Here is a 24,292-nt window from a genome sequence, read left to right on the forward strand (position 1 = left end):
TGGCGGACCGGCGGGGGCACGGGACGACTCGGGGGCGGCGGCTAGCGGGCGCGGGCCTCGGTGAGGTGCCCGGCGTGCTCCTGCAGGGAGCGCACCCCCACCTCGCCGCGGGTGAGCGCCTCGATGCCCTGGACGGCGGCGGCCAGCGCCTGGACGGTCGTCAGGCACGGCACGCCGCGGGCGACGGCGGCGGTACGGATGTCGTACCCGTCGAGCCTGCCGCCGGTGCCGTACGGCGTGTTGACGATGAGGTCGACGGCGCCGTCGTGGATCAACTGCACGATCGTGCGCTCGCCGTCGGGCCCCGGGCCCTGCGAGTGCTTGCGTACGACGGTCGCGGCGATGCCGTTGCGCCTGAGCACCTCCGCGGTGCCGGAGGTGGCCAGCAGCTCGAAGCCGTGCTGGACCAGCTCGCGGGCCGGGAAGACCATCGAGCGCTTGTCCCGGTTGGCGACCGAGACGAACGCGCGGCCCCGGGTGGGCAGCGCGCCGTAGGCGGCGGCCTGCGACTTGGCGTACGCCGTGCCGAAGACGCTGTCGATGCCCATGACCTCGCCGGTGGAGCGCATCTCCGGGCCGAGCACGGTGTCGACGCCGCGGCCGCGGATGTCGCGGAAGCGGGTCCACGGCAGCACGGCCTCCTTCACCGAGATCGGCGCGTCCAGCGGCAGCGTGCCGCCGTCGCCGGTGGCCGGGAGCATGCCCTCCGCGCGCAGCTCGGCGACGGTGGCGCCGAGGGAGATGCGGGCGGCGGCCTTGGCCAGCGGGACGGCCGTGGCCTTGGAGGTGAAGGGGACGGTGCGCGAGGCGCGCGGGTTGGCCTCCAGGACGTAGAGGATGTCCCCGGCCAGCGCGAACTGGATGTTGATCAGCCCGCGGACGCCGACACCGCGCGCGATGGCCTCGGTGGAGGCGCGCAGCCGCTTGATGTCGTGCCCGCCGAGGGTGATGGGGGGCAGCGCGCAGGCGGAGTCGCCGGAGTGGATGCCGGCTTCCTCGATGTGCTCCATGACGCCCCCGAGGTACAGCTCGTGGCCGTCGTAGAGCGCGTCGACGTCGATCTCGATGGTGTCGTCGAGGAACCGGTCGACGAGGACGGGGTGTTCGGAGATGAGCCCGGCGTGCCGCTCCAGGTACGCGGCCAGCGACGGCTCGTCGTAGACGATCTCCATGCCGCGCCCGCCGAGCACGTACGACGGCCGCACCATGACCGGGTAGCCGATCCCGGCGGCGATCTTCTTGGCCTCGGCGAAGGAGAACGCGGTGCCGTACTTGGGCGCCGGCAGCCCCGCCTCGGCGAGCACGCGGCCGAACACGCCGCGGTCCTCGGCGGCGTGGATCGCCTCCGGCGACGTGCCCACGACGGGCACGCCGTTGTCCTTCAACGCCTGCGCCAGCCCCAGCGGGGTCTGCCCGCCCAACTGCACGAGAACGCCGGCGACCGGGCCCGCCTGGGTCTCGGCGTGCACGACCTCCAGCACGTCCTCGAGCGTCAGCGGCTCGAAGTACAGCCGGTCGGAGGTGTCGTAGTCGGTGGAGACGGTCTCCGGGTTGCAGTTGACCATCACGGTCTCGTAGCCCGCCTCGCCGAGGGCGAAGGAGGCGTGGACGCAGGAGTAGTCGAACTCGATGCCCTGGCCGATGCGGTTGGGCCCGGAGCCGAGGATGATCACCGCGGGCCGCTCGCGCGGGGCGACCTCGGTCTCCTCGTCGTACGAGGAGTAGAGGTACGGGGTACGGGCCGCGAACTCGGCGGCGCAGGTGTCGACGGTCTTGTACACCGGGCGTACGCCCAGCGCGTGCCGCACCTCGCGCACCACGTCCTCGCGCAGCCCCCGGACGCCGGCGATCTGGGCGTCGGAGAAGCCGTGGCGCTTGGCGTACGCGAGGAGGTCCGGGCCGAGGTGGTCCGCGGCGGCCAGTTCGTCGGCGACCTCCTTGATGAGGAAGAACTGGTCGACGAACCACGGGTCGATCCGCGTCGCCTCGTGCACCTCCGCCTCGGTGGCGCCGGCCCGGATCGCGGCCATCACGGTGTTCAGCCGGCCGTCCGTGGGCACGGCGGCCTTCTCCAGCAGCGCGGCCTTCTCCCCGGGACCCGGCGGCGGGCCGGCGAAGTCGAAGGGTGCGTCCTTCTTCTCGACCGAGCGCAGCGCCTTGTTCAGCGCCTCGGTGAAGTTGCGGCCGATGGCCATGGCCTCGCCGACGGACTTCATCGTGGTGGTGAGCGTCGCGTCGGCGGCGGGGAACTTCTCGAAGGCGAAGCGGGGCACCTTCACCACCACGTAGTCGAGCGTGGGCTCGAAGGACGCGGGGGTCTCGCGGGTGATGTCGTTGGGGATCTCGTCCAGGGTGTAGCCCACGGCCAGCTTCGCGGCGATCTTGGCGATCGGGAAGCCGGTGGCCTTGGAGGCGAGCGCCGAGGAGCGGGAGACGCGCGGGTTCATCTCGATGACGACGACCCGGCCGTCCGCCGGGTCGACCGCGAACTGGATGTTGCAGCCGCCGGTGTCGACGCCGACCTCGCGGATGACGGCGATGCCGATGTCGCGCAGGATCTGGTACTCACGGTCGGTGAGCGTCATCGACGGGGCGACGGTCACGGAGTCGCCGGTGTGCACGCCCATGGGGTCGAGGTTCTCGATGGAGCAGACGACCACGACGTTGTCGTGCTTGTCGCGCATCAGCTCCAGCTCGTACTCCTTCCACCCGAGGATGGACTCCTCCAGCAGCACCTCGGTCGTCGGCGAGAGCGCGAGCCCCTGGCCCGCGATACGGCGCAGTTCCTCCTCGTCGTGGGCGAAGCCGGAGCCGGCGCCGCCCATGGTGAAGGAGGGCCGGACGACCACGGGGTAGCCGCCGAGCCCGTCGACGCCCGCCAGCACCTCGTCCATCGTGTGGCAGATCACCGAGCGCGCGGACTCGCCGTGCCCGGTCTTGCGCCGGACCTCGGCGACGACCTCCTTGAACTGGTCGCGGTCCTCGCCCTTCTGGATGGCCTCGACGTTGGCGCCGATCAGCTCCACGCCGTACTTCTCCAGCACCCCGGAATCGTGCAGCGAGACCGCGGTGTTGAGCGCGGTCTGCCCGCCGAGGGTGGGCAGCAGGGCGTCGGGGCGCTCGCGGGCGATGATCTTCTCGACGAACTCGGGGGTGATCGGCTCGACGTACGTGGCGTCGGCGATCTCCGGGTCGGTCATGATCGTCGCCGGGTTGGAGTTGACCAGGATGACGCGCAGGCCCTCGGCCCTGAGCACGCGGCACGCCTGGGTGCCGGAGTAGTCGAACTCGGCGGCCTGGCCGATGACGATCGGGCCCGAGCCGATGACCAGGACGGACCGGATATCGGTGCGCTTAGGCACGCTGGGCTCCCTGTGCTGGCGGTGCTGTCCGGGCCGGCTGAGCGGCCATGAGCTGGACGAAGCGGTCGAAGAGGTAGGCGGCGTCGTGCGGCCCGGCGGCCGCCTCGGGGTGGTACTGGACGGAGAACGCCGGCCGGTCCAGCAGCCGCAGGCCCTCGACCACCCGGTCGTTGAGGCACACGTGGCTCACCTCGGCGCGCCCGTACGGGGTCTCGGTGATCTCGTCCAGGGGGGCGTCCACGGCGAAGCCGTGGTTGTGCGCGGTGACCTCGACCCGGCCCGTGGTGCGGTCCTGGACGGGCTGGTTGATGCCGCGGTGGCCGTACTTCAGCTTGTACGTGCCGAAGCCCAGGGCGCGGCCGAGGAGCTGGTTGCCGAAGCAGATGCCGAAGAGCGGCGTGCCGCGCTCCAGCACCGCGCGGACCACGGTGAGGTCGGCGGCGGCCGGGTCGCCGGGGCCGTTGGAGAGGAACACGCCGTCGGGCCCGGTCGCGTAGACCTCCTCGACCGTGGCGGTGGCGGGCAGCACGTGCACCTCGATGCCGCGCTCGGCCATGCGCCGGGGCGTCATGCCCTTGATGCCGAGGTCGAGGGCGGCGACGGTGAAGCGCTTCGCGCCGATCGCGGGGACGACGTACGGCTCGTCGGTGGCGACCTCGGGCGCGAGGTCCGCGCCCTTCATCTGCTCCTGCACCCGCACCCTGGCGAGCATCGCGTCCGGGTCCGCGATCCGGTCGCCGGAGAAGATCCCGACGCGCATGGCGCCGCGCTCGCGCAGGTGCCGGGTGATCGCCCGGGTGTCGACGCCGGAGATCCCGACGACGCCCTGGCGGCGCAGCTCCTCGTCGAGGGAGCGGGTGGCGCGCCAGCTCGAGGGGACGCGGGCGGGGTCGCGCACGACGTAGCCGGAGACCCAGATGCGGGCGGACTCGGCGTCCTCGTCGTTGACGCCGGTGTTGCCGACGTGCGGGGCGGTCATGACGACGACCTGGCGGTGGTACGAGGGGTCGGTCAGGGTCTCCTGGTAGCCGGTCATGCCGGTGGAGAACACGGCTTCGCCGAAGGTCTCCCCCGTCGCTCCGTAGGCGCGGCCGCGGAAGCTGCGGCCGTCTTCGAGGACGAGTACGGCGGGGCTCTCCTGGCCGCGGTGGGCTGCGGTCATCGTGTGCCTTCCGTGGTGGTGCTGTCTGCGGTGCTCGCGGCGGCGTCGGCGGGAGCGTTCTCGGTCGTCCGGGCGCCGAGCGCCGCCACCCAGGCGGCGTGCTCGGCGGCGTGGTCTGAGCGGAACCCGGAGTCGTACTCCGCGCCGCCGTGGGCCCAGGTGACCACCAGCAGGCCGCCCTCGGTGAGGACCTTGCCCGCGATGGCCTTGTCGAGCCGGGCGCCGCGCAGGTGCGCGGCGGGGACGAAGAAGTCCGCGGCCCCCGGGCGTACGACCGCCAGGCCCTGCTCGGTGAGGGTCAGCTCGACGCGGCTGCGTACGCCCAGGCCGTGGGCGACGATGCGGTCGAGCCACTGCCCGGCGGCGGTCGTGCCGTGGTAGCGGCCGGTGAGCTCCAGCCGTACCTCCCCGGTCTCCTCGGGGATCGCGGGCAGGTCCGGAATGCCGGACTGGAGCTGGCCGCGCCACTTCCAGCCCTCGCGCATCAGCCAGTAGACGAGCGCGATGAAGAGGATCAGGCCGACGACCCAGCCGATGCGCGCCGCCCAGTCGGTCACCGGCTGCGACCGCGGCTCCTCGGCGAGGAGGGTGGCGAGCCTCATACGGGCTCACCTCCGGCGAGGGTGGCCCGGCCGCGCAGGAAGGTGTGCGTGACCCGGCCGGGCAGCTCGCGGCCCGCGTACGGGGTGTTGCGGCTGCGGGAGACGAAGCTGTGCGGATCCACCCGACCACGGTAGGCCGGATCGAGCAGGGTGAGGTTGGCGGGCTCGCCGGGGGCGACGGGGCGGCCGTGGCCGTCGAGGCGGCCGATGGCGGCGGGGCGGAAGGACATCCGGTCGGCGACGCCCGGCCAGTCGAGCAGCCCGGTGTCGACCATCGTCTGCTGCACGACGGAGAGCGCCGTCTCCAGGCCGACCATGCCCATGGCGGCGGCGGCCCACTCGCAGTCCTTGTCCTCCTGCGGGTGGGGGGCGTGGTCGGTGGCGACGCAGTCGATGGTGCCGTCGGCCAGCGCCTCGCGCAGGGCGCGTACGTCGGTCTCGGTGCGCAGCGGCGGGTTGACCTTGTAGACGGGGTCGTAGGAGCGGACCAGCTCGTCGGTGAGGAGCAGGTGGTGCGGCGTGACCTCGGCGGTGACCCGCCAGCCCTTGGACTTCGCCCAGCGCACGATCTCCACCGAGCCGGCGGTGGACAGGTGGCAGACGTGCACGCGGGAGTCGACGTGGGCGGCGAGCAGCACGTCCCGGGCGATGACCGACTCCTCGGCCGCGGCGGGCCAGCCGCCGAGGCCCAGCTCGGCGGAGACGACGCCCTCGTTCATCTGGGCGCCCTCGGTCAGCCGCGGCTCCTGCGCGTGCTGCGCGACGACGCCGTCGAACGCCTTCACGTACTCCAGCGCCCTGCGCATGATCACGGCGTCGTCCACGCACTTGCCGTCGTCGGAGAAGACCACGACGCCGGCCGCGGACTCGTGCATGGCACCCAGCTCGGCGAGCTGCTTGCCCTCCAGGCCCACGGTGACGGCGCCGACCGGCTGCACGTCGCAGTAGCCGGACTCGCGGCCGAGCCGCCAGACCTGCTCCACGACGCCCGCGGTGTCGGCGACGGGGAAGGTGTTGGCCATCGCGTGGACGGCGGTGAAGCCGCCCTTCGCGGCGGCGCGGGTGCCGGTCAGGACGGTCTCGGAGTCCTCGCGGCCGGGCTCGCGCAGGTGGGTGTGGAGGTCGACCAGGCCGGGCAGCAGGATGTGCCCGGCGGCCTCGACCACCTCGGCGCCGCCGGCCGGCAGCGCCACGCCGGGCTCGGCGACCTCGGCGACGGTCTCGCCGTCGATCAGGACGTCCCGGGCCTCGCCGCCGAGGATCTTCGCGCCGCGGATCAGGGTCTTGCTCATCGGTCGGTCTCCTCGGTGCGTGCGGTGGTCGGGGCGGGGGTGGCGGCGGGGGTGGCGGCCGGGGCTGCGGCGGGGGCCTCGCCCGGCGCGCCGCCGAGCAGCAGGTAGAGCACGGCCATGCGGATGGAGACGCCGTTGGCGACCTGCTCGACGGCGGTGCAGCGGGGCGAGTCGGCGACCTCGGCGGTGATCTCCATGCCGCGGTTCATCGGGCCCGGGTGCATGACGAGGGCGTGCTCGGGCATGCGCGCCATCCGGTCGCCGTCGAGGCCGTAGCGGCGGGCGTACTCGCGCTCGGTGGGGAAGAACGCGGCGTTCATCCGCTCCCGCTGCACCCGCAGCATCATCACGCCGTCGGACTTCGGCAGCACGGCGTCCAGGTCGTACGAGACCTCGCACGGCCAGTTCTCCACGCCGACCGGCACCAGCGTGGGCGGCGCGACCAGGGTGACCTCGGCGCCGAGGGTGTGCAGCAGCAGCACGTTCGAGCGGGCGACCCGGCTGTGCAGGATGTCGCCGACGACCGTGATCCGGCGGCCGTCGAGGCCGCCGCCGGTGCCGGGCGCCAGGTGGCGGCGCATGGTGAAGGCGTCGAGGAGCGCCTGCGTGGGGTGCTCGTGGGTGCCGTCGCCCGCGTTGACGACGGAGCCGTTGATCCAGCCGGAGGTGGCCAGCCGGTGCGGGGCGCCGGAGTCGTGGTGGCGGATGACGACGGCGTCGGCGCCCATGGCCTCCAGGGTCAGGGCGGTGTCCTTCAGGGACTCGCCCTTGGAGACCGACGAGCCCTTGGCGGAGAAGTTGATGACGTCGGCGGAGAGCCGCTTGGCGGCGGCTTCGAAGGAGATGCGGGTGCGCGTGGAGTCCTCGTAGAAGAGGTTGACCACGGTGCGGCCGCGCAGGGTGGGCAGCTTCTTGATGGGCCGGTCCGCGATCCGGGCCAGCTCCTCGGCGGTGTCGAGGATCAGCACGGCGTCGTCGCGGGACAGGTCGGCGGCCGAGATGAGATGGCGCTTCACTGGGATGCTCCGGGGTGTCGTGGGTACGGCGGGTCGCGCGCCGCGGCTCACGGGGGCGTACGCCCCCGCCGGCCGGCGGGCGGGGCGGGCGTCCTACTTGGAGCCGAGCAGCACGGCGTCGCGGCCGTCTTCCTCGGTGAGCTGGACGCGGACCGTCTCCCGCAGCGACGTGGGGAGGTTCTTGCCGACGTAGTCGGCGCGGATGGGCAGCTCGCGGTGGCCCCGGTCGACGAGGACGGCGAGCTGGACCGCCCGCGGCCTGCCGATGTCGTTCAGGGCGTCGAGCGCGGCGCGGATCGTGCGTCCGGAGAAGAGCACGTCGTCCACGAGCACCACCAGCCGGCCGTCGATCCCCTCCGCGGGGATGTCGGTGCGGGCGAGCGCGCGGGGCGGGCCCATGCGCAGATCGTCGCGGTACATCGTGATGTCGAGCGAGCCGACGCCCGACTGGCCGAACTTGCTGCCGGTGATCTCTTCGAGCTTCGCGGCGAGCCGGTGGCCGAGCCACACGCCGCGGGTCGGGATGCCCAGGAGCACCACGTCGTGGGCGCCTTTGGTGCGCTCCACGATCTCGTGCGCGATGCGGGTCAGCACCCGCTGGATGTCCGGCGCCTCCAGGACGGGCCGCGCCGGTTCAGGGCTGTGCGTGTCCATACGAAAAGGACCCCCTTCCCCGCCTCACAGGACGGGCGTTAAAGGACGTCAGGTCCCCTCTACCGTAACAGCGCGGCCGGACACCACCGACGCCGGGGCTCCGCCGCTCCACCGCCGCGCGCGCACCACCCCGATGGGTGGCGACCGGATGAATCTTCCGCTTGACGAAGCCAAGTTACGCTGCGTAACCTCACAGTGAGTTACCAGACTGTCGTCCGGGGAGCCATATGTCCAGCGAATACGCCAAACAGCTCGGGGCCAAGCTCCGGGGCATCCGTACCCAGCAGGGCCTCTCACTGCACGGCGTGGAGGAGAAGTCCCAGGGGCGCTGGAAGGCCGTCGTCGTCGGGTCGTACGAGCGCGGGGACCGTGCGGTCACCGTGCAGCGCCTGGCCGAGCTGGCGGACTTCTACGGGGTGCCGGTGCAGGAGCTTCTCCCGGGTTCGGCGCCCGGCGGGGCCGCGGAGCCGCCGCCGAAGCTCGTGCTGGACCTGGAGCGCCTGGCCCAGATCCCCGCGGAGAAGGCGGGCCCGCTGCAGCGCTATGCGGCGACGATCCAGAGCCAGCGCGGGGACTACAACGGCAAGGTCCTCTCCATCCGCCAGGACGACCTGCGCACGCTCGCCGTGATCTACGACCAGTCCCCCTCGGTGCTGACCGAGCAGCTCATCGGCTGGGGCGTCCTGGACGCCGACGCCCGCCGCGCCGTCGTGGTGCACGAAGACGCCTGACCCGCGCCTCACCTGCAGAAACGTGCCGCCGTCGGCGGACCGGGCCCGTCCGGGCCCGGTCCGCCGACGGCGGCAGTCCGCGTAAGAGGCGCGCGGGGCGCTAGCCGGCGTCGGACCGTGCGCCGTCCGGCACGTCCTCCGCCGGGGCGGCTCCGGGCACCTGCTCCGCCGCGGCGTCGCCGGAGTCCCCGGTGGCCGTACCGTCGCCGCTCTCGTCCCGCGCCGCGCTCCGGCTCCCGTCGGCTGCGGTGTCACGGCCCGGGTCCGCAGCGGCATCCCGGTCCGCCCGGGGCGCCGACGCGCCGAGCGCGTCCGCTCCCGGCTCCGGGACCGCCTCCGCTGCCGCCGCCGGGCCCTCGTCCGTGTCCCTGCGCAGCCGCGGCTTCAGCTCCTGGAGCCGGCCCAGCAGGCCGTTGACGAAGCCCGGGGAGTCGTCCGTGGAGAACTCCTTGGTGAGCTGCACCGCCTCGTCGATCACCACCGCGTCCGGCGTCTCGTCCTCCCAGATCAGCTCGTACGCCCCCAGACGCAGGATGCTGCGGTCCACCACCGGCATCCGGTCCAGGGTCCAGCCGACCGAGTACGAGCTCAGCAGCTCGTCGATCCGGGCGGCGTGCTCCGCGTAGCCCTCGACCAGCCGCCGGGTGAAGTCGCCGACCGGCGGCTGCCGGGGATCGGTCCGCCCCAGCCGGATCCAGTCCTCCAGCACCTGCCCCGCGGGCGCGCCGCGCTGGTCGGACTCGAAGATGATCTGGAACGCGCGCTTGCGCGCCGTGTTCCGTGCGGCCACGTCAGCCGCTCACGCGGCCGAGGTACTCGCCGGAGCGGGTGTCGACCTTGATCTTCTCGCCCGTGGTGATGAAGAGCGGGACCTGGATGGAGAACCCGGTCTCCAGCTCGGCCGGCTTGGTGCCGCCGGTGGAGCGGTCACCCTGCACCCCCGGGTCGGTCTGCGCGATGGTCAGCTCGACGGCCGCGGGCAGCTCGACGTAGAGCGGCGTGCCCTCGTGCAGCGCCACGGTGGTGTCGAAGCCCTCCAGCAGGTAGTTGGCGGTGTCCCCGACGGTCTTGGGGTCGATGTGGACCTGGTCGTACGTCTCCATGTCCATGAAGACGAAGTACTCGCCGTCCTTGTACGAGAACTGCATGTCCCTGCGGTCGACGTTGGCCGTCTCGACCTTCACTCCGGCGTTGAACGTCTTGTCGACGGTCTTGCCGGAGAGCACGTTCTTCAGCTTCGTACGGACGAAGGCAGGGCCTTTGCCGGGCTTCACGTGCTGGAACTCGACGACGGACCAGAGCTGGTCGCCGTCGAGCTTGAGCACCAAGCCGTTCTTGAGGTCGTTCGTGGTGGCCACGTCGCGAAATCTCCTGGACTGCGTGGACGACGAAGGAGGCCCGGTTCGCCCGGGACCCGGCCGGGGTCAGAGCGCGAGCAGTTCCTTCGTCGTGATGGTGAGTAGCTCGGGACCGCCGTCCGCCGGCGAGCGGACGACGAGCGTGTCGTCGATCCGGACCCCGCCCCGGCCGGGGAGATGGACTCCCGGCTCGACGGTGACCGGCACACGAGCGTCCAGTTTACCCATCGCCCCCGGGGCCAGCCGCGGGTCCTCGTCGATTTCGAGTCCCACCCCGTGGCCGGTGAAGGGACCGACGCCGTCGCCGTGTCCGGCCGCGGTGAGCACCTGGCGCGCCGCCCGGTCCACCTCGCGGTACTCCGCGCCCGGCGTCAGCGCCTCCCGGCCGGCCCGCTGCGCGGCGAAGACCAGGTCGTACAGCTCGATCTGCCAGTCGTCGGGGGCGGTGCCGACGACGAAGGTGCGGCCGATCTCGCAGCGGTAGCCGCGGTAGCGCGCGCCCAGGCAGACGGTGAGGAAGTCGCCCTCCTCCACCCGCCGGTCGGTCGGTACGTGCCCGGCGCGGCCGGCGTGCGGCCCGGTGCCGACGGCGGTGGGGAACGCCGGCCCCTCGGCGCCGTGGTCGACCAGCCGCCGCTCCAGCTCCAGCGCCAGGTGCCGTTCCGTACGGCCGACGAGGATGGACTCCAGCAGCTCGCCCAGCGCCTGGTCGCCGATCTCGGCGGCGATCCGCAGGCAGGCGATCTCCTCGTCGTCCTTGACGAGGCGCTGCTGCTCCACGGCGCGGGAGAGGTCCATCAGCGCCAGCCGGGGCGCGACGGAGGCCAGGGCGCGGTGCCGGGCCACGGTCAGGTGGTGCTCCTCGACGGCCAGCGTCGTGGCCCCGCTCGCGGCGGCGAGCCCGGTGGCCGCGACGGCGGCGTCCCCTTCGGGGCCGCCGAGGGCGTGGATCCGCAGGTCGTCCGGCTGCGGAGCGCCGGCCGGGTCCAGTGCGGGGTCGCCGGGGCGTACGAGGATGTCCTCGCCGGCGCCGAGCAGCAGGACGGCCCCCGGCGGGGCGCAGCCGGTGAGGTAGGTGATGTTCGCCGGCCGGGAGACGAGCACGGCGTCGCCGCCGGCCGCCTCGCAGTGGGAGCGCAGCCGGGTACGGCGGGCAGCGTGTACCTCGGGCATGATCCGAGCCTAGGGCGGCCCGGGGTCCCGGGCCGCCGGAGCGCGTCCGTACGGGCACGGGGCCCGGCGCGGCACGCCACGCCGTCGGTACGGGGTCCGCCGGCCCCGGCGGGCCTCGCGCCGGGTGCCCCGGCTACCAGGCCGGGGGGCTCGCCAGGCTGCGCCCGACGACGTCGTCGAGCATCCGTACGGTCGCGGGCACGTCGTGGTGGGAGTTGTCGATGATCGGCAGGCCGGACCCGTACCAGCCGGCCATCCGGCCGTGGATGCGGGCCACCTCCTCGTCCGCGAGCCGCCGGTTGCCGGTGCGCGCGGCGTTGCGGGCGAGGACGGACTCCAGTCCCGGCAGCAGCACCACGGGCAGCAGCCCGGGGCCGACGTGCCGCTTCCAGCCGCCGAGGCCGACCACGGGGCGGTCGGGGAAGACGGCGTCGTCGAGGATGCAGGAGATGCCGTTGGCCAGGTAGTTGCGGGCGGCGAAGCCGCAGGTGCGGCGGGCGAGACGGTACTGCGCCTCGGAGTGGTCGGTCCAGCCGGCCTGCGGGTCGGCGAAGCCGGCGCGCACCCACTCGCGTACGTCGTCGAGGCTGATGTGGGCGGTCGGCGCCCTGCGGGTGTCCGCCCAGTAGCGCGCGACGGTGGTCTTGCCGGCCCCGGCCGGGCCGATGAGCAGCACCGCCACCGTCGGTGGCGGTGCGCCGTGCGGCATGGGTGCGGGCGGCGGGCTGGGCAGGGCCACGGGGCCGCCGACCGGGAGCTTGATGTGGCCGGTCGTCTCCACCGCGTCATGCGGCCCGGCCGCCGGCGGCGGCGGACCGGCAGGGCCAGGTCTGCCCTGGGGCGGCTGCGGAACCCCCACTGCGTGCTGCATCCCGTGCACCCTCTGCTCTGTGACCCGTCACGTACCGACGCCCGGCTGGTCATGGCCGTACCGCGGTCCGGGGCTGCCTTAGCCCCGCACGGTACCCGCACGACCCGCCATGGTGGGAACGATCCTGCCAGGAGCCCCGTGCCGGCCTAGTCCCAGGTGTGCTTTCCGCCGACCAGGAGGAAGTGCTCCAGCACGTCCTCCATCGGGTCGTCGATCTGCCCCGTGCGGAGGAGGGCGAAGCTCGACCCGTTCGAGACGCTGCCGCCGTTGTAGTGCTCGTCGGCGGTCGCGACCCCGGCCTGCAGTCCCACTCCCGCCGGCGCCGCGACCATCGCGACCGCCACCCGCGCCCATACGCGCATTCCTGTCTCTCCTCGTCGTCGGTGTGTACGAGTGTTTCTGACGGGGACTCAGATGTCCCGGACTTCCTATCCGCGGCGGGCGCCGGGAGGTTACGCCTTCGCGGCGAAAAGAAGATCCGGAACTCCAATGGCGGTACGGGGCGTCTCTAGTCATCCGGGGAGACTCGGGGACCGGCGAAGGGGGCGGCGCATGGGTGCTGGGCAGGAGGCGGACGGCGGGCGGTGGTTCGGCCCGTACCGTGTCGTGCGGCCCTTGGGCCGCGGCGGCATGGGACAGGTGTTCCTCGCCCGCGACGCCGCCGGACGCCCCGCGGCCGTGAAGGTCGTGCACTCCTTCCTCGCCCGCGACCCCGAGTTCCGCGTCCGGTTCGCCCGCGAGGTGGCCGCGGCGGGGGCGGTGGCGAGCCCCTGCACGGCGGCGCTGCTGGCGGCGGACCCGGACGCGGAACGGCCGTGGCTGGCCTCCGCGTACGTCGAGGGGCCGACGCTGGCCGCGCTGCTGCGGGCCCACGGGCCGCTGGCCGAGGGGCGGTTGCGGGCCCTGGCCGCGGCGCTGGCGACGGCGCTGGGGGCGATCCACGCGGCGGGGATCGTGCACCGGGACCTCAAGCCGGCGAACGTGATCGTGGGCGCGGCGGGGCCGTGCGTCATCGACTTCGGCGTGGCCCGGGCGGCGGACGCCACGCGGCTGACGGGGACCGGCGTGCTGATGGGCACGGCCGGGTACGCGGCGCCCGAGCACCTGACGGAGGGCGTCTCGACGCCTGCCTGCGACGTGTTCGCGCTGGGCGCGGTGCTGGCGACGGCGGCGACAGGGCGGCGGCCGTTCGGCGACGGTCCGGCGCACGCGGTGGCCTATCGGACGGTGCACGGGGAGCCGGATCTCGCCGGAGTGCCGGAGGGACTGCGGGAGTTGGTGGCCGGGTGCCTGGCGAAGGACCCGGGCGGACGTCCTGCGGTGGCGGCGGTCGCGGCGGAGGCGGGGCCGGCGGGCGGGGTGTCGTGGGCGTTCGCGGCGGACGCGGTACGGGACCGGGGGGCGGGGTCCGTACCGGACGAGGCCACCGCGGGGGCCGGCCGCGGGGACCTGCCGCCGCCGGACGGCGGTGCGGGCGGGGCCGCGACCGTACGGGATGCCGCCGGGCCCGGCGGCGGCTCCGGGCCGCCCGTGGGCCGCCCCCGCCACGTGCCCGCATCGCCGGAAGCCGCCGGGCCCGCGGGAGTCTTCGGGCCGCCGCCCGGCCTCGGCGGCGGGAGCCGTGCCCTGCCGGGGCCGCCCGCCACGGCCGACGCGCTCCGGTACGCCCGCCGCCCCCGGCGGCGGCGCGTGGTGCTCGCCGGCGCCGTGGTACTCGCCGCCACCGCCGTGCTCACCGCCGCCCTGCTGCGCGGCGGCGACGGCGACGACCCGGGCGGCGGACCGCCGCCGGGCGCCGACGGCCGCGGCCGGCCCGCGGCGTCCGGGTCGCCCGTCACCAACCCCGCCGGGCCCGGGGGCGATCGCGCCCTGCCCGCGCCCGCCAGCCCCGTCGACGGCGTCTCCCTCGCCACCGGCGAGTGGTCCGTGGCCTGGGACAACCGGCCGGAAGAGCCCGCGGCGGGCGAGGGCGTCAACGAGACCAGGAGCCGCGGCCTGCTCGGCGTCTGGCTCGCCGGCGACACCGTCGTGCGGGCCGACGAGCACGACGTCCGCGGCTACGACCGCGACGACGGCGACCTGCGGTGGACCGCGACGCCACCGGCCGAGGGGCTGGTGCCGTGCGCCATGTCGCCGGCCACGAGCGGCGGCCGGGGCGCCGTGGCGTACGGCACCTCCGCCGAGGCCGGCGAGGGCTGCGACCGGCTCGCCGTCCTCGACACCGGCACCGGCGCGACCGTCTGGCGCACCGGGCTGCGGCCCCCGAAAGGCGGCGACGACGCGGTGAGCACGACGGTCGGCATCGTGGGCGAACGGGTCGTCGTCCGCTCGTACTCCGGCCTCGTCGGCTACGCCCTCGGCGACGGCAGGCCCGTGTGGCTGCGTACCCCGGAGGACGGCGACGGGTGCGCGCTCGGCGACGCCGCCGCCGGGCGGACGAGCGTCGCCATGATCACCTTCTGCGACGGCGGCGGCGACGACCGGCGGCGCGCCGACCAGCCGAGCACAGGCCGGATGCGCGTCGCGCAGCTCAACGCGGCGGACGGCACCGTGCGCTGGTCGACCGAGCTGGGCGCGGGTGTCACCGGGGGCAACATCGAGACGGTCGAGCCCGTCGCCGTACGGACCTACCTGGAGGACTCCGACGAGCTGCCGCTCCAGGTCTTCGCCCCGGACGGGACGGCGCACGCACCGCTCGCGGGCACACAGCCGTTCGGCTCCGTCCTCACGAGCAACTACGGCGAGACGCTCGCCCCGGAACTGCTCGGGTGGCGCGACACCCTCGTCACCACCTACTCCGCGGGACCCGAGACGCGGCCGGTCTTCGGCGTCGCGGCGTACGACGCGCGCACCGGCACGTGGCGCTGGCACCGCACCCTGCCGGGCGACGCCCTCGGCGCCGTCTACGGCGTGGGCGACGACGGCGTGCTCCTGGGCAGCTCGGAGAAGGTCCTCGGCCGCATCCCGCTGCTGCGGCTGGCCCTGGCGGACGGGGCCGCGGACACCGGCGGCACCCTCCCCCTGCAGATTCCCCACGTCGACGCCCTGCTGGCGCGAGAGGACACCGTGATCATCTTCGACTCGCCGACCGACACCGAGGGCATGGCGCTGCTGTCCGCGCCGGGCGCATGAGTACGCCGCGGGGGGCGGAGCCGGGCGCGCGGGACGCCGGCGCGCGCGTCGGCCCGTACCGGCTGGTGCGGCTCCTCGGCGCGGGCGGCATGGGCGAGGTGCACCTCGCGCGCGCCGACGACGGCAGGCACGTGGCGCTCAAGCTGGTGCACGAGGAACTGGCCGCCGACCCCGAGTTCCGGGCGCGCTTCCGCCAGGAGGCCGAAGCCGCGCGCCGGGTGCTGAGCTTCTTCACCGTGCCGCTCGTCGCGGCCGGGCCCGACGACCCGACGCCCTGGCTGGCCACGCAGTACGTGCCCGGCCCCTCGCTGGCGCAGGCGGTGGCGGCGGACGGGCCGCTCCCGCCGCGCCGGCTGTGCTCGCTGGCGGCGGCGCTCGGCGAAGCGCTCGTCGTGGTGCACGCCGCCGGGATCGTGCACCGCGACCTGAAGCCGTCGAACGTCCTCCTCGCCGACGACGGGCCGCGCGTCATCGACTTCGGCATCGCCCGCGCCGCCGACGCCACCGCCCTCACCGGCACCGGCATGGCCATCGGCACCCTCGGCTACGCGTCGCCGGAACAACTCGTCGGCGACGGCCCGGTGGGCCCGGCGGGCGACGTGTACTCGCTGGGCGCGGTGCTGCTGTACGCCGCCACCGGGCGGCCCCCGTACGGCGACGCGCCCGCGGCGACGCTGGCGTACTGGACGGTGCACGGCACGCCCGATCTGACCGGGGTGCCGGCCGAGTTGGCGGATCTCGTACGGGCCTGCCTGGCCCGCGAGCCGGCGGACCGGCCGACGCCGGCACAGGTGATCGCGGCGGCGCGCGCGGCGGAGCCGCCGGAACCGGAGCCGGCGGAGCGGACGGCGGAGCGCGCGGCGCCGGAGCAGTCGCCGGCGGTCAGCGGTGCCACCACGTCGTACCCGCTGGCGCCACCCCGCTCCCCCGCGTCAGCCGCGCCCCCGGCCAGAGGCAGCGCGGGCAGGGCGGGCAGGTTACGCCGGCTGGCGGCCCGGCCCGCGGCCCTCGCCGCCACGGCGGCGACGACGGCGGCCGCGCTGCTGGCCGCCGGGTTCCTCCTGCTCCCGGAGAGCGACGGCGGGCAGGGCGCCGCCGGGCAGGGCTCCTCCTCGTCCCGTACCCCCGGCGGCGACGGGGACGACGGCCGTACCGCCGCGCCCGAGCCCTCCGGTCCCGCCGCCGACTCCCCCGCCGACGTCACCGCCGCGGGCGACCGGGTCCGCGACTGGCGCGCCCCGGTCAGCGGAACCGGCGACCGGACCGCCCTGGTCGGCGGCTGGCTCACCGGGCACGCCGCCGCCCGCACCGACGCCCGCGGCACCGTCGGACTCGACCCCGGCAGCGGCGACCGGCTCTGGTCCGTGCCGCCGCCGCGGGGCTCGGCGGTGGCGTGCCAGACGTCCCGCGGCCGCACCGCCACGTACGACGGGATCGGCGCGGTCGTCTACGGCGACGAGGACGACGACCTGGACGACTGCGGCGTGGTCGGCGCCGTCGACACCGCCACCGGCCGGCTGCTGTGGCACCGCGAGACCGGCGGCTCCTCGACCCGCGGCCCGGCGCTCGGCATGTCCGGCGGGCGGCTGGTCGTCGCCGCCGAGGAGGGGGTGCTGGGCTTCGATCCGCGCACGGGGGACGAGCGCTGGCAGCGCACCGAGGGCATCGACGGCTGCCATCTGTCCGACGCGCTGACCGGGCCGCGCACGACGGTGCTGATGGAGACCTGCGGCCGGGCCGGCAACCCCAACACGGTCGTGGAGCTGGACTCGGCCACCGGCGAGGAGCGCTGGCGCTTCGAACTCCCCCGCAACGCCACGGAGTCGTGGCCGCTCACCGCGGAGCCGGTCTCGGTCGAGCTGGGCCGCGGCGGCGACGGCAGCGCGAACGCGCTGCTGGTCATCGACCGGACCGGCAGGAACCACCACGAGATCCCGGTGGCCGCGCCCTTCGGCGAGCTGAGCCTGAGCGGCGACGAGAACACCGACATCCCGTGGATCGGCGCACACGGCGACACCGTGGTCGTCGCCGCCGAAGCGCCGAGCGTGGTCGCGCCGTACCGGCTGGCGGCCGTGGACGCCGTGACCGGCAAGGTCCGGTGGGACGTGGGGGTGGCCTTCGGCGCGCCTTCGGTCCTGGCGATGGACGGCGAAACGGTCACCGTGCGGGCCGAGTTCAGCGACGAGGACGAGGTGCACCTGGTGGAGTACGCGCTGGCCGACGGCGAGGTCGTGGGCGACGGCACGCTGCCCGCCGCGTTCGAGGATCCGACGGACCGGCGGGTGGCCGCGGCCGGCGACCGCGTGGTGTCGTTCGTCGGCCGGCGGGCGACGGGCGCGGAGGGTTACGCCGTCCCGGACGGCGGCTGACGGTCCGTACGGTACGGACCGGCACGGCGGCCCGTACCGTACGGACCGCCGGAGGTCAGGACGCGGCCAGGTCCTCCGCCAGCGCGCGCAGCGCCAGCCGGTACGAGCCGATGCCGAAGCCCGCGATCGTGCCGGAGGCGACGGCGGCGATCACCGAGGTGTGCCGGAACGCCTCGCGGGCGTGCGGGTTGGAGATGTGCACCTCGATCAGCGGCGCCGTGCGCTGCGCCGCCGCGTCGCGCATCCCGTACGAATAGTGCGTGAAGGCGCCCGGGTTGATCACCACGGGCAGCCGGCCGTCCGCGGCCTCGTGCAGCCAGCGGATCATCTCGCCCTCGTCGTTGGTCTCCCGCACCTCGACCTCGAAGCCCAGTTCCTTGCCGAGCGCGGTGCACTGCTCGACGAGCCCGGCGTAGGACGTGGCGCCGTAGACGTCGGGCTCGCGGGAGCCGAGACGGCCGAGGTTCGGCCCGTTGAGCACCAGCACGCGCGTCATCGGGCCGCCTCCCCCGCGTCCGCCGCGATCTCGGCGTGCGCGGCGAGCAGCATTGCCGGGTCGGGGCCCTCCAGCACGGCGGGCTTCGCCAGCCCGTCGAGGACGATGAAGCGCAGCAGGTCGCCGCGGGTCTTCTTGTCCACCTTCATCGTCTGCAGCAGCTTGGGCCACTGGTCGCCGCGGTACGTCACGGGCAGCCCGACGGCGCTCAGCACCGCGCGGTGCCGGTCGGCGGTGGCGTCGTCGAGGCGGCCGGCGATCCGGCCCAGCTCGGCGGCGAAGACCATGCCGACGGAGACGGCGGCGCCGTGCCGCCACTTGTAGCGCTCGTTCTTCTCGATGGCGTGGCCGAGGGTGTGCCCGTAGTTGAGGATCTCGCGCAGCCCCGACTCCTTCAGATCCGCCGAGACCACCTCGGCCTTGACCCGGATCGCGCGCTCGACGAGCTCGGCGGTGTGCGGGCCCGCGGGGCTGCGGGCGCCCTCCGGGTCGGCCTCGACCAGCTCCAGGATCGCCGGGTCGGCGATGAAGCCGGCCTTGATGACCTCGGCGAGGCCGGAGACGTAGTCGTGGACGCCGAGGGAGTCCAGCGCGGCGAGGTCGCACAGCACCCCGGCCGGCGGGTGGAACGCGCCGACGAGGTTCTTGCCCTCCGCGGTGTTGATGCCGGTCTTGCCGCCGACCGCCGCGTCCACCATGCCCAGCACGGTCGTCGGCACCGCGACCCAGCGCACGCCACGCAGCCAGGTCGCGGCCACGAACCCGGCGAGGTCCGTGGTGGCGCCGCCGCCGACGCCGACCACGGCGTCGCTGCGGGTGAAGCCGGACTGGCCCAGGGCCCGCCAGCAGTACGCGGCGACCTCGGCGGTCTTGGCCTCCTCCGCGTTCGGCACCTGGATGACGACGGCCTCGTACCCCTGCCCCGCCAGGTCTTCGCGCAGTGCCTCGCCGGTCTCGGCCAGTGCCTCCGGCACCAGGACGGCGACGCGCTTGGCCCGCTCGCCGATCAGCCGCGGCAGCTCGCCGAGCAACTGCCTGCCGACGACGGCCTCGTACGGCTCCGTGCCGGCGGTGCCGCCGATGTGGATGCGGGTGACCTCGGCCCCTTCGGCGCTCGGTGTCATGCGGGGTGGCTCTCCAATGCGGCGAGTACGAGCTCTGCGACCTCGTCCGGCGTGCGGCCGGCGGTGGTGACGGTCGCGCGGGCGACCTCGGTGTAGTGCGGGCGGCGCTCTTCCATCAGGGTGCGCCACTGCTGGCGCGGGTTGACGGCGAGCAGCGGGCGGGGAGCGTCGAGGCCGACGCGCTTGACGGCGTCGGCCATCTCGACGTCGAGGAAGACGACGCGGTGCGCGGCGAGCAGCTCCCGGGTGCCGGGGTCCATGACGGCGCCGCCGCCGAGGGCCAGCACGCCGGGGTGCTCGGCGAGCGCGGCGCGCACGGCGGCGCGCTCCAGGGCGCGGAAGGCGGGCTCGCCGTCGTCGTAGAAGATGTCGGGGATCGGCTTGCCCGCGGCCTTCTCGATGTCCTCGTCGGTGTCGCGGACGGTGGTGCCGAGGCGGGCGGCGAGCACGGCGCCGACGGTGGACTTGCCGGCGCCGGGCGGGCCGACGAGCACGACGGCGGGGCCGTCCGTACCGCCCGCGGCGGCCGGCTCGGATGCGGTGTCGGGGCGCTCACGGCCCTCGGTGCTGCTGGTCATCGGATCGCCAGGTTCTCCAGGTAGCCGCGGACGTTGCGGGCGGTCTCCGTGACGCTGTCGCCGCCGAACTTCTCCGCCACCGCGTCGGCCAGCACCAGCGCCACCATCGCCTCCGCCACGATGCCCGCGGCGGGTACGGCGCAGACGTCGGAGCGCTGGTGGTGCGCCTTGGTGGCCTCGCCGGTGGCGACGTCCACCGTCGCCAGCGCCCGCGGCACGGTCGCGATGGGCTTCATCGCGGCGCGTACCCGGAGCAGCTCGCCGGTGCTCAGCCCGCCCTCGGTGCCGCCGGAACGGCCGGAGGAGCGGCGGATGCCGTCGTCGGTGCCGACGATCTCGTCGTGTGCCTGCGACCCCGGCACGCGGGCCAGCGCGAACCCGTCGCCCAGCTCGACGCCCTTGATGGCCTGGATGCCCATGAGCGCCCCGGCCAGCCGGGAGTCGAGACGGCGGTCCCAGTGCACGTGCGAGCCGAGGCCGACCGGCACGTCGTACGCGACGACCTCGACGACGCCGCCCAGGGTGTCGCCGTCCTTGTGGGCCTGGTCGATCACCTCGACCATCGCCTTGCTCGCGTCGGCGTCCAGGCAGCGCACCGGGTCGGCGTCGAGCCGCGCCACGTCGGCCGGGACGGGGACGCTGCCGTACGGGGCCTTGGCGCCGCCCAGCTCCACGACGTGCGAGACGACCTCGATGCCGGCGGTCTCCTTCAGGTACGAGCGGGCCACGGCCCCCAGTGCCACCCGGGCCGCGGTCTCGCGGGCGGAGGCGCGCTCCAGCACCGGCCGGGCCTCGTCGAAGCCGTACTTCTGCATGCCGGCCAGGTCGGCGTGGCCGGGGCGCGGGCGGGTCAGCGGGGCGTTGCGGGCGATGCCCGCCAGCTCGGCCGGGTCCACCGGGTCGGCGGCCATGACCTTCTCCCACTTGGGCCACTCGGTGTTCCCGATCATGACCGCGACCGGGGAGCCGAGGGTGAGCCCGTGGCGTACGCCGCCGATGAAGGTGACCTCGTCGCGCTCGAACTTCATCCGCGCCCCGCGGCCGTACCCCAGCCGGCGGCGGGCGAGGTGGTCGGCGACCAGGTCGGTGGTGACGGGCACCCCCGCGGGGAGGCCCTCCAGTGTCGCCACGAGTGCCGGGCCGTGCGATTCCCCTGCGGTGAGCCAGCGCAACCTGCTCAACGGTGCTCCCTTACGAGTGCGAAGTCCTCGCCCCGATCCTCGCACGCTCCGGGCCCCGCACTCGTCCAGGTCCACGGAATGGACGGCTGGACAGGCAAACACTTGCGCCCCCGGCGGCCGGCCCGCAGGCGGTGCCGGGCCTCAGGGCGTACGGGCGCGCAGCGCGGCCTCGCCGGCCTCGCGCATGGCCGCCAGCGGAGCGCGCGCGGCGCCCGTCATCTGCTCCACCTGCAGCACCGCCTGGTGCACCAGCAGGTCGAGACCTCCGACGACTGTCCCGCCGCGCGCGGCCCACGCCCCGGCGAGCGGGGTGGGCCACGGCTCGTACAGCACGTCGAAGAGGGCGCCCGGATGCTCCGGGACCGCGGCCGCGAGGGCGTCGGTGGCACCGGCCGGGGTGGTGGCGACGACCAGCGGGGCGTCGAAGGCGGCGGCGGCCTGGGACCAGTCCGTACAGCGCACCGAGACGCCGAGGCGCTCGCCCCACTGCTCCATCTCCGTCGCGCGGGCGGCGGAGCGCACGTACGCGGTGACCTCCCCGGTGCAGACGGAGGCGAGGGCGGCGAGCGCGGAGGAGGCGGTGGCGCCGGCGCCGAGGACGGCGGCGCGCTCGACCTTCTCGATGCCGCGTTCGCGCAGCGCCGCGGTGATGCCGGGGATGTCGGTGTTGTCGCCGAAGCGGCGGCCGTCGTCGTGCAGCACGACGGTGTTGACCGCCTCGACCGACCGGGCCGTGGCGCTCACCTCGTCGAGCAGCGGGATCGCCGCGCGCTTGAGCGGCATGGTGAGCGAGAGCCCGGCCCACTCCCCCGCCTCCAGGCTGTCGAGGAAGCCGGCGAGCCGCCGCTCGTCCACCTCGTAGCGGCCGTACGTCCAGCCGGTCAGGCCCAGTGCGCCGTACGCGGCGCGGTGCAGCACCGGCGAGAGGGAGTGGGTGATGGGCGAGCCGAGGACGGCCGCTCGCCGGGTCTGCGCGATCACTCGTCCTCCTTCTTGCGCTGGTTCTCGTTGAACTCCTCGACGTTGCGGTCGTGCTTCTCCTTGCTGGCGGTGAAGCGCGTGTCGCCCGGCTTGACGGTGACGAAGTACAGCCAGTCGCCGGGGGTCGGCTCCAGGGCCGCCACGATGGCCCGCTCGCTGGGGTTGTCGATGGGGCCGGGCGGCAGTCCGGCGTGGAGGTAGGTGTTGTACGGGGAGTCGAACTGCGTGTCCTGGTTGGAGATGTCGAGGTTCGACTCGCCCTTGGCGTAGTTGATGGTGGAGTCGAACTGGAGCATGCCGTTGGTGGCGGTGTTGTCCGGCTTCATGCGGTTGTAGATGACCCGCGAGACCTTGCCGAACTCCTCCTTCGACTGCCCCTCCGCCTCGATGAGGCTGGCGATGGTGACGATCTCGTACGGGGTCTGCCCCGCCTTCTCCGCCTTCTCCTCCAGACCCAGCTCGGTGTACTTGGCGTTTGCCCGCTTGACCATCTCGCGCAGCAGCTTCTTGGGGTCCGTGCCCTCGGCGGCGGAGTAGCTCGACGGCCACAGGAAGCCCTCGGGGTTGCCTTCCGCCCAGTCGGGCAGGCCGAGGTCGCCCTTCTCGGCGATCTTGGCGGTGGTGTCCTCCTTGAGCCCGAGGTGCTCGTCGATCATCGCGTAGACGGCGGTGGCGCGCCGGCCCTCGGGGATGACGAGCTGGTTGGCGGCCTCCGGGTTCAGCATCATCTTCACCGCGGCCTCGCCCGACATGCCCTTGTGCAGCGTGTACGAGCCGGGGTGGAGCATCTCGTCGCCCGCGGCGTCGACGAACGCCTGGACGCTCTTGACCACGCCCTTGTCCTTGAGGATGTTCCCCATCTGCGTGATGCTCGCGCCCTCGGGGATCTCGACGTTCACGGTGCCCTGGCCTTCGCCCGCGTAGTCGGGGGCGGCGCCGAAGCGGTCGTTCCAGAAGTTGTAGCCGAGGTAGCCGAGGCCGCCGAGGCCCGCGGCCAGCACGAGGGCGATGACGAGGCACGCGCAGCCGTTGCGGCGCTTGGCGCCGCGGCGATCGCGGCCCGTACCGCGGCCGGCGCTCCGGCCGCCGCCGCGGCCCTCGCGGGGGCCGTCGTCGAAGTCGTCGTCTCCGTCGCCGTCGAAGAAGGGGTGGTCGTCGCGCTCGGGCGGGCGGGAGGCGGGGTCCCAGTCCTCGCGGCCGCCGTTGCGGCGGGCGCCCTGCCCCGGGTGCGGGGGCTGCTGGTGCTGCGGGGGCTGGTGGTGCCCGTGCTGCGGGGGTCCCTGCTGCTGGTGCGGCGGGCCCGGTTGCTGCTGCGGGTGCGGACGGCGCGGGTGCGGGTTCGGCGGCGGGTAGGCGTCCGGCGTGCCGTAGTAGTCGGGTTGCGGCGCGGGGGCGGCGTAGGGGTCGGCCAGCGGCATCCCGGCGCCGCCGGTGGTGTCCCAGCCGCCGGGGTACTGCTGGTGCTGGCCCGAGTCCCAGGAGGACTGCTGCTGGTGCGGGTAGTGCTGCTGCGGCTGCTGTCCCCCGTAGTGGTGGTGCCCGGCGCCGGGCTGCCCGCCCGGCCACTCCTGCTGCCCGCCGTAAAGGCCGTCGTCGGGCTGCCAGGGTTGGGAGCCGGGGTTTTGGCCGTAGTCAGTCATCAGTCCCCTATGCCGCGTGGCCGCCGGTGCTTTTATACGACGGGTGCCGTGTCCGCGCGGAACGTTACCGTATCGCGATCACAGGGCCGCCTCGACGCTCTCACCCGGCGCCACCCCCGACGCCCGTTCGGCTTCGAGCGCACTCTGGAGAATGACGACGGCCGCCACCTGGTCGACCACCGATCGGCCCTTGCGGCTCGACCTCCCGGCCGCACGCAGGTTCTGCGCGGCCGTCACCGTGGACATGCGTTCGTCGACGAGCCGCACGGGCACGGGGTGGACGCGGCGCGCCAGCTTCTCCGCGAAACCGCGGACCTTGGCGGCCGCCGGGCCCTCGCCACCGTGCAGCGAGCGCGGCAGCCCGACGAGCACCTCCAGCGGCTCGTACTCCTCGGTGAGCGCGGCCAGCCTGCGGAACGCCGCCGGCAGGTCGCGGCCCGGCACGGTCTCCACGGGCGTGGCGAGGATCCCGTCGGGGTCGCAGGACGCGACCCCGATGCGGGCGTCGCCGACGTCCACCGCGAGCCTGCGCCCGCGGCGGATCACCCGGCCCTCCGGCGGCGGTTCCAT

The 24,292-nt window shown here is 74.5% G+C and carries 20 protein-coding genes and 1 pseudogene; 3 read left to right on the forward strand and 18 right to left on the reverse strand.

Annotated elements, in window-relative coordinates; genetic code table 11:
• Window positions 1–41: 41 nt before the first annotated feature.
• The 6 genes from carB to pyrR form a co-directional block, all read right to left on the reverse strand.
• On the reverse strand, window positions 42–3,362 hold the full coding sequence (gene carB, locus DMB38_RS03190; protein WP_047014693.1) for a carbamoyl-phosphate synthase large subunit: 3,321 nt from the start codon (window positions 3,360–3,362) through the stop codon (window positions 42–44).
• Window positions 3,355–4,524 carry a glutamine-hydrolyzing carbamoyl-phosphate synthase small subunit gene (gene carA, locus DMB38_RS03195; RefSeq protein ID WP_125933862.1) on the reverse strand — a complete coding sequence of 390 codons (1,170 nt, stop codon included), beginning with the start codon at window positions 4,522–4,524 and terminating at the stop codon, window positions 3,355–3,357. Before carA ends, carB begins: the two co-directional genes overlap by 8 nt.
• Window positions 4,521–5,126, reverse strand: a complete 606-nt coding sequence (locus tag DMB38_RS03200; RefSeq protein WP_047014695.1) for a hypothetical protein — start codon at window positions 5,124–5,126, stop codon at window positions 4,521–4,523. Before DMB38_RS03200 ends, carA begins: the two co-directional genes overlap by 4 nt.
• The gene (locus tag DMB38_RS03205; protein ID WP_125933863.1) at window positions 5,123–6,418 is read right to left on the reverse strand and encodes a dihydroorotase; all 1,296 of its coding nucleotides are present in this window, start codon (window positions 6,416–6,418) and stop codon (window positions 5,123–5,125) included. The genes DMB38_RS03200 and DMB38_RS03205 overlap by 4 nt, the downstream gene beginning before the upstream one ends.
• A complete protein-coding gene (locus tag DMB38_RS03210; RefSeq protein ID WP_125933864.1) occupies window positions 6,415–7,434 on the reverse strand; it encodes an aspartate carbamoyltransferase catalytic subunit in 1,020 nt (339 codons plus the stop codon). The genes DMB38_RS03205 and DMB38_RS03210 overlap by 4 nt, the downstream gene beginning before the upstream one ends.
• 93 nt (window positions 7,435–7,527) lie before the next feature.
• Window positions 7,528–8,088, reverse strand: a complete 561-nt coding sequence (pyrR, locus tag DMB38_RS03215; protein ID WP_047014698.1) for a bifunctional pyr operon transcriptional regulator/uracil phosphoribosyltransferase PyrR — start codon at window positions 8,086–8,088, stop codon at window positions 7,528–7,530.
• A gap of 227 nt (window positions 8,089–8,315) precedes the next feature.
• On the opposite strand from pyrR, the gene DMB38_RS03220 reads away from it, so the two are divergent.
• Window positions 8,316–8,819, forward strand: a complete 504-nt coding sequence (locus tag DMB38_RS03220) for a transcriptional regulator (RefSeq protein WP_018836716.1) — start codon at window positions 8,316–8,318, stop codon at window positions 8,817–8,819.
• Window positions 8,820–9,183: 364 nt separating this feature from the next.
• On the opposite strand, the pseudogene nusB reads toward DMB38_RS03220, so the two are convergent.
• The 5 genes and pseudogenes from nusB to DMB38_RS03245 form a co-directional block, all read right to left on the reverse strand.
• Window positions 9,184–9,609: pseudogene (nusB, locus tag DMB38_RS36580) on the reverse strand (transcription antitermination factor NusB); the annotation flags it as partial.
• 1 nt (window position 9,610) lies between these two features.
• Window positions 9,611–10,177 (reverse strand): elongation factor P, encoded by a 567-nt coding sequence (gene efp / locus DMB38_RS03230; RefSeq protein WP_047014700.1) that lies wholly within the window; start codon window positions 10,175–10,177, stop codon window positions 9,611–9,613.
• Between the two features lie 66 nt (window positions 10,178–10,243).
• Window positions 10,244–11,350: an aminopeptidase P family protein gene (locus tag DMB38_RS03235; RefSeq protein ID WP_125933866.1), complete on the reverse strand. Its 1,107-nt coding sequence runs from the start codon at window positions 11,348–11,350 to the stop codon at window positions 10,244–10,246.
• A 133-nt stretch (window positions 11,351–11,483) separates the two neighbouring features.
• A complete protein-coding gene (locus tag DMB38_RS03240; RefSeq protein WP_078898136.1) occupies window positions 11,484–12,221 on the reverse strand; it encodes an AAA family ATPase in 738 nt (245 codons plus the stop codon).
• Between the two features lie 146 nt (window positions 12,222–12,367).
• The gene (locus DMB38_RS03245; protein ID WP_240661954.1) at window positions 12,368–12,583 is read right to left on the reverse strand and encodes a hypothetical protein; all 216 of its coding nucleotides are present in this window, start codon (window positions 12,581–12,583) and stop codon (window positions 12,368–12,370) included.
• A gap of 190 nt (window positions 12,584–12,773) precedes the next feature.
• Here DMB38_RS03245 and DMB38_RS03250 point away from each other — a divergent pair, with 190 nt between their 5' ends.
• Together DMB38_RS03250 and DMB38_RS03255 are read left to right on the forward strand one after the other, a co-directional pair.
• Entirely contained in the window at window positions 12,774–15,353 is a 2,580-nt protein-coding gene (locus DMB38_RS03250; protein ID WP_125933867.1) for a serine/threonine-protein kinase, read from the forward strand.
• A complete protein-coding gene (locus tag DMB38_RS03255) occupies window positions 15,350–17,722 on the forward strand; it encodes a protein kinase (RefSeq protein WP_125933868.1) in 2,373 nt (790 codons plus the stop codon). The genes DMB38_RS03250 and DMB38_RS03255 overlap by 4 nt, the downstream gene beginning before the upstream one ends.
• A gap of 55 nt (window positions 17,723–17,777) precedes the next feature.
• Here DMB38_RS03255 and aroQ read toward each other — a convergent pair whose 3' ends face one another.
• From aroQ to ruvX, 7 genes are all read right to left on the reverse strand, one after another.
• The gene (gene aroQ / locus DMB38_RS03260) at window positions 17,778–18,218 is read right to left on the reverse strand and encodes a type II 3-dehydroquinate dehydratase (RefSeq protein WP_125933869.1); all 441 of its coding nucleotides are present in this window, start codon (window positions 18,216–18,218) and stop codon (window positions 17,778–17,780) included.
• Window positions 18,215–19,342 carry a 3-dehydroquinate synthase gene (aroB, locus tag DMB38_RS03265; protein WP_125933870.1) on the reverse strand — a complete coding sequence of 376 codons (1,128 nt, stop codon included), beginning with the start codon at window positions 19,340–19,342 and terminating at the stop codon, window positions 18,215–18,217. The genes aroQ and aroB overlap by 4 nt, the downstream gene beginning before the upstream one ends.
• Window positions 19,339–19,920 carry a shikimate kinase gene (locus DMB38_RS03270; RefSeq protein WP_125933871.1) on the reverse strand — a complete coding sequence of 194 codons (582 nt, stop codon included), beginning with the start codon at window positions 19,918–19,920 and terminating at the stop codon, window positions 19,339–19,341. Before DMB38_RS03270 ends, aroB begins: the two co-directional genes overlap by 4 nt.
• Window positions 19,917–21,101: a chorismate synthase gene (aroC, locus tag DMB38_RS03275; RefSeq protein ID WP_125933872.1), complete on the reverse strand. Its 1,185-nt coding sequence runs from the start codon at window positions 21,099–21,101 to the stop codon at window positions 19,917–19,919. Before aroC ends, DMB38_RS03270 begins: the two co-directional genes overlap by 4 nt.
• Window positions 21,102–21,242: 141 nt before the next feature.
• Window positions 21,243–22,079 carry a shikimate dehydrogenase gene (locus DMB38_RS03280; RefSeq protein WP_125938787.1) on the reverse strand — a complete coding sequence of 279 codons (837 nt, stop codon included), beginning with the start codon at window positions 22,077–22,079 and terminating at the stop codon, window positions 21,243–21,245.
• On the reverse strand, window positions 22,079–23,722 hold the full coding sequence (mltG, locus tag DMB38_RS03285) for an endolytic transglycosylase MltG (RefSeq protein ID WP_125933873.1): 1,644 nt from the start codon (window positions 23,720–23,722) through the stop codon (window positions 22,079–22,081). Before mltG ends, DMB38_RS03280 begins: the two co-directional genes overlap by 1 nt.
• 78 nt (window positions 23,723–23,800) lie before the next feature.
• Window positions 23,801–24,292, reverse strand: a complete 492-nt coding sequence (gene ruvX / locus DMB38_RS03290) for a Holliday junction resolvase RuvX (protein WP_206337633.1) — start codon at window positions 24,290–24,292, stop codon at window positions 23,801–23,803.

The organism is Streptomyces sp. WAC 06738, assembly GCF_003945505.1.
In the GTDB taxonomy this organism is placed as follows: domain Bacteria; phylum Actinomycetota; class Actinomycetes; order Streptomycetales; family Streptomycetaceae; genus Streptomyces.

Coding starts and splice junctions, on each gene's coding strand:
- carA (WP_125933862.1), bottom strand. CDS start 4,524: ATGACCGCAGCCCACCGCGGCCAGGAGAGCCCCGCCGTACTCGTCCTC.
- DMB38_RS03200 (WP_047014695.1), bottom strand. CDS start 5,126: ATGAGGCTCGCCACCCTCCTCGCCGAGGAGCCGCGGTCGCAGCCGGTG.
- DMB38_RS03205 (WP_125933863.1), bottom strand. CDS start 6,418: ATGAGCAAGACCCTGATCCGCGGCGCGAAGATCCTCGGCGGCGAGGCC.
- pyrR (WP_047014698.1), bottom strand. CDS start 8,088: ATGGACACGCACAGCCCTGAACCGGCGCGGCCCGTCCTGGAGGCGCCG.
- DMB38_RS03220 (WP_018836716.1), top strand. CDS start 8,316: ATGTCCAGCGAATACGCCAAACAGCTCGGGGCCAAGCTCCGGGGCATC.
- DMB38_RS03235 (WP_125933866.1), bottom strand. CDS start 11,350: ATGCCCGAGGTACACGCTGCCCGCCGTACCCGGCTGCGCTCCCACTGC.
- DMB38_RS03240 (WP_078898136.1), bottom strand. CDS start 12,221: ATGCAGCACGCAGTGGGGGTTCCGCAGCCGCCCCAGGGCAGACCTGGC.
- DMB38_RS03245 (WP_240661954.1), bottom strand. CDS start 12,583: ATGCGCGTATGGGCGCGGGTGGCGGTCGCGATGGTCGCGGCGCCGGCG.
- DMB38_RS03250 (WP_125933867.1), top strand. CDS start 12,774: ATGGGTGCTGGGCAGGAGGCGGACGGCGGGCGGTGGTTCGGCCCGTAC.
- DMB38_RS03255 (WP_125933868.1), top strand. CDS start 15,350: ATGAGTACGCCGCGGGGGGCGGAGCCGGGCGCGCGGGACGCCGGCGCG.
- aroQ (WP_125933869.1), bottom strand. CDS start 18,218: ATGACGCGCGTGCTGGTGCTCAACGGGCCGAACCTCGGCCGTCTCGGC.
- aroB (WP_125933870.1), bottom strand. CDS start 19,342: ATGACACCGAGCGCCGAAGGGGCCGAGGTCACCCGCATCCACATCGGC.
- DMB38_RS03270 (WP_125933871.1), bottom strand. CDS start 19,920: ATGACCAGCAGCACCGAGGGCCGTGAGCGCCCCGACACCGCATCCGAG.
- mltG (WP_125933873.1), bottom strand. CDS start 23,722: ATGACTGACTACGGCCAAAACCCCGGCTCCCAACCCTGGCAGCCCGAC.
- ruvX (WP_206337633.1), bottom strand. CDS start 24,292: ATGGAACCGCCGCCGGAGGGCCGGGTGATCCGCCGCGGGCGCAGGCTC.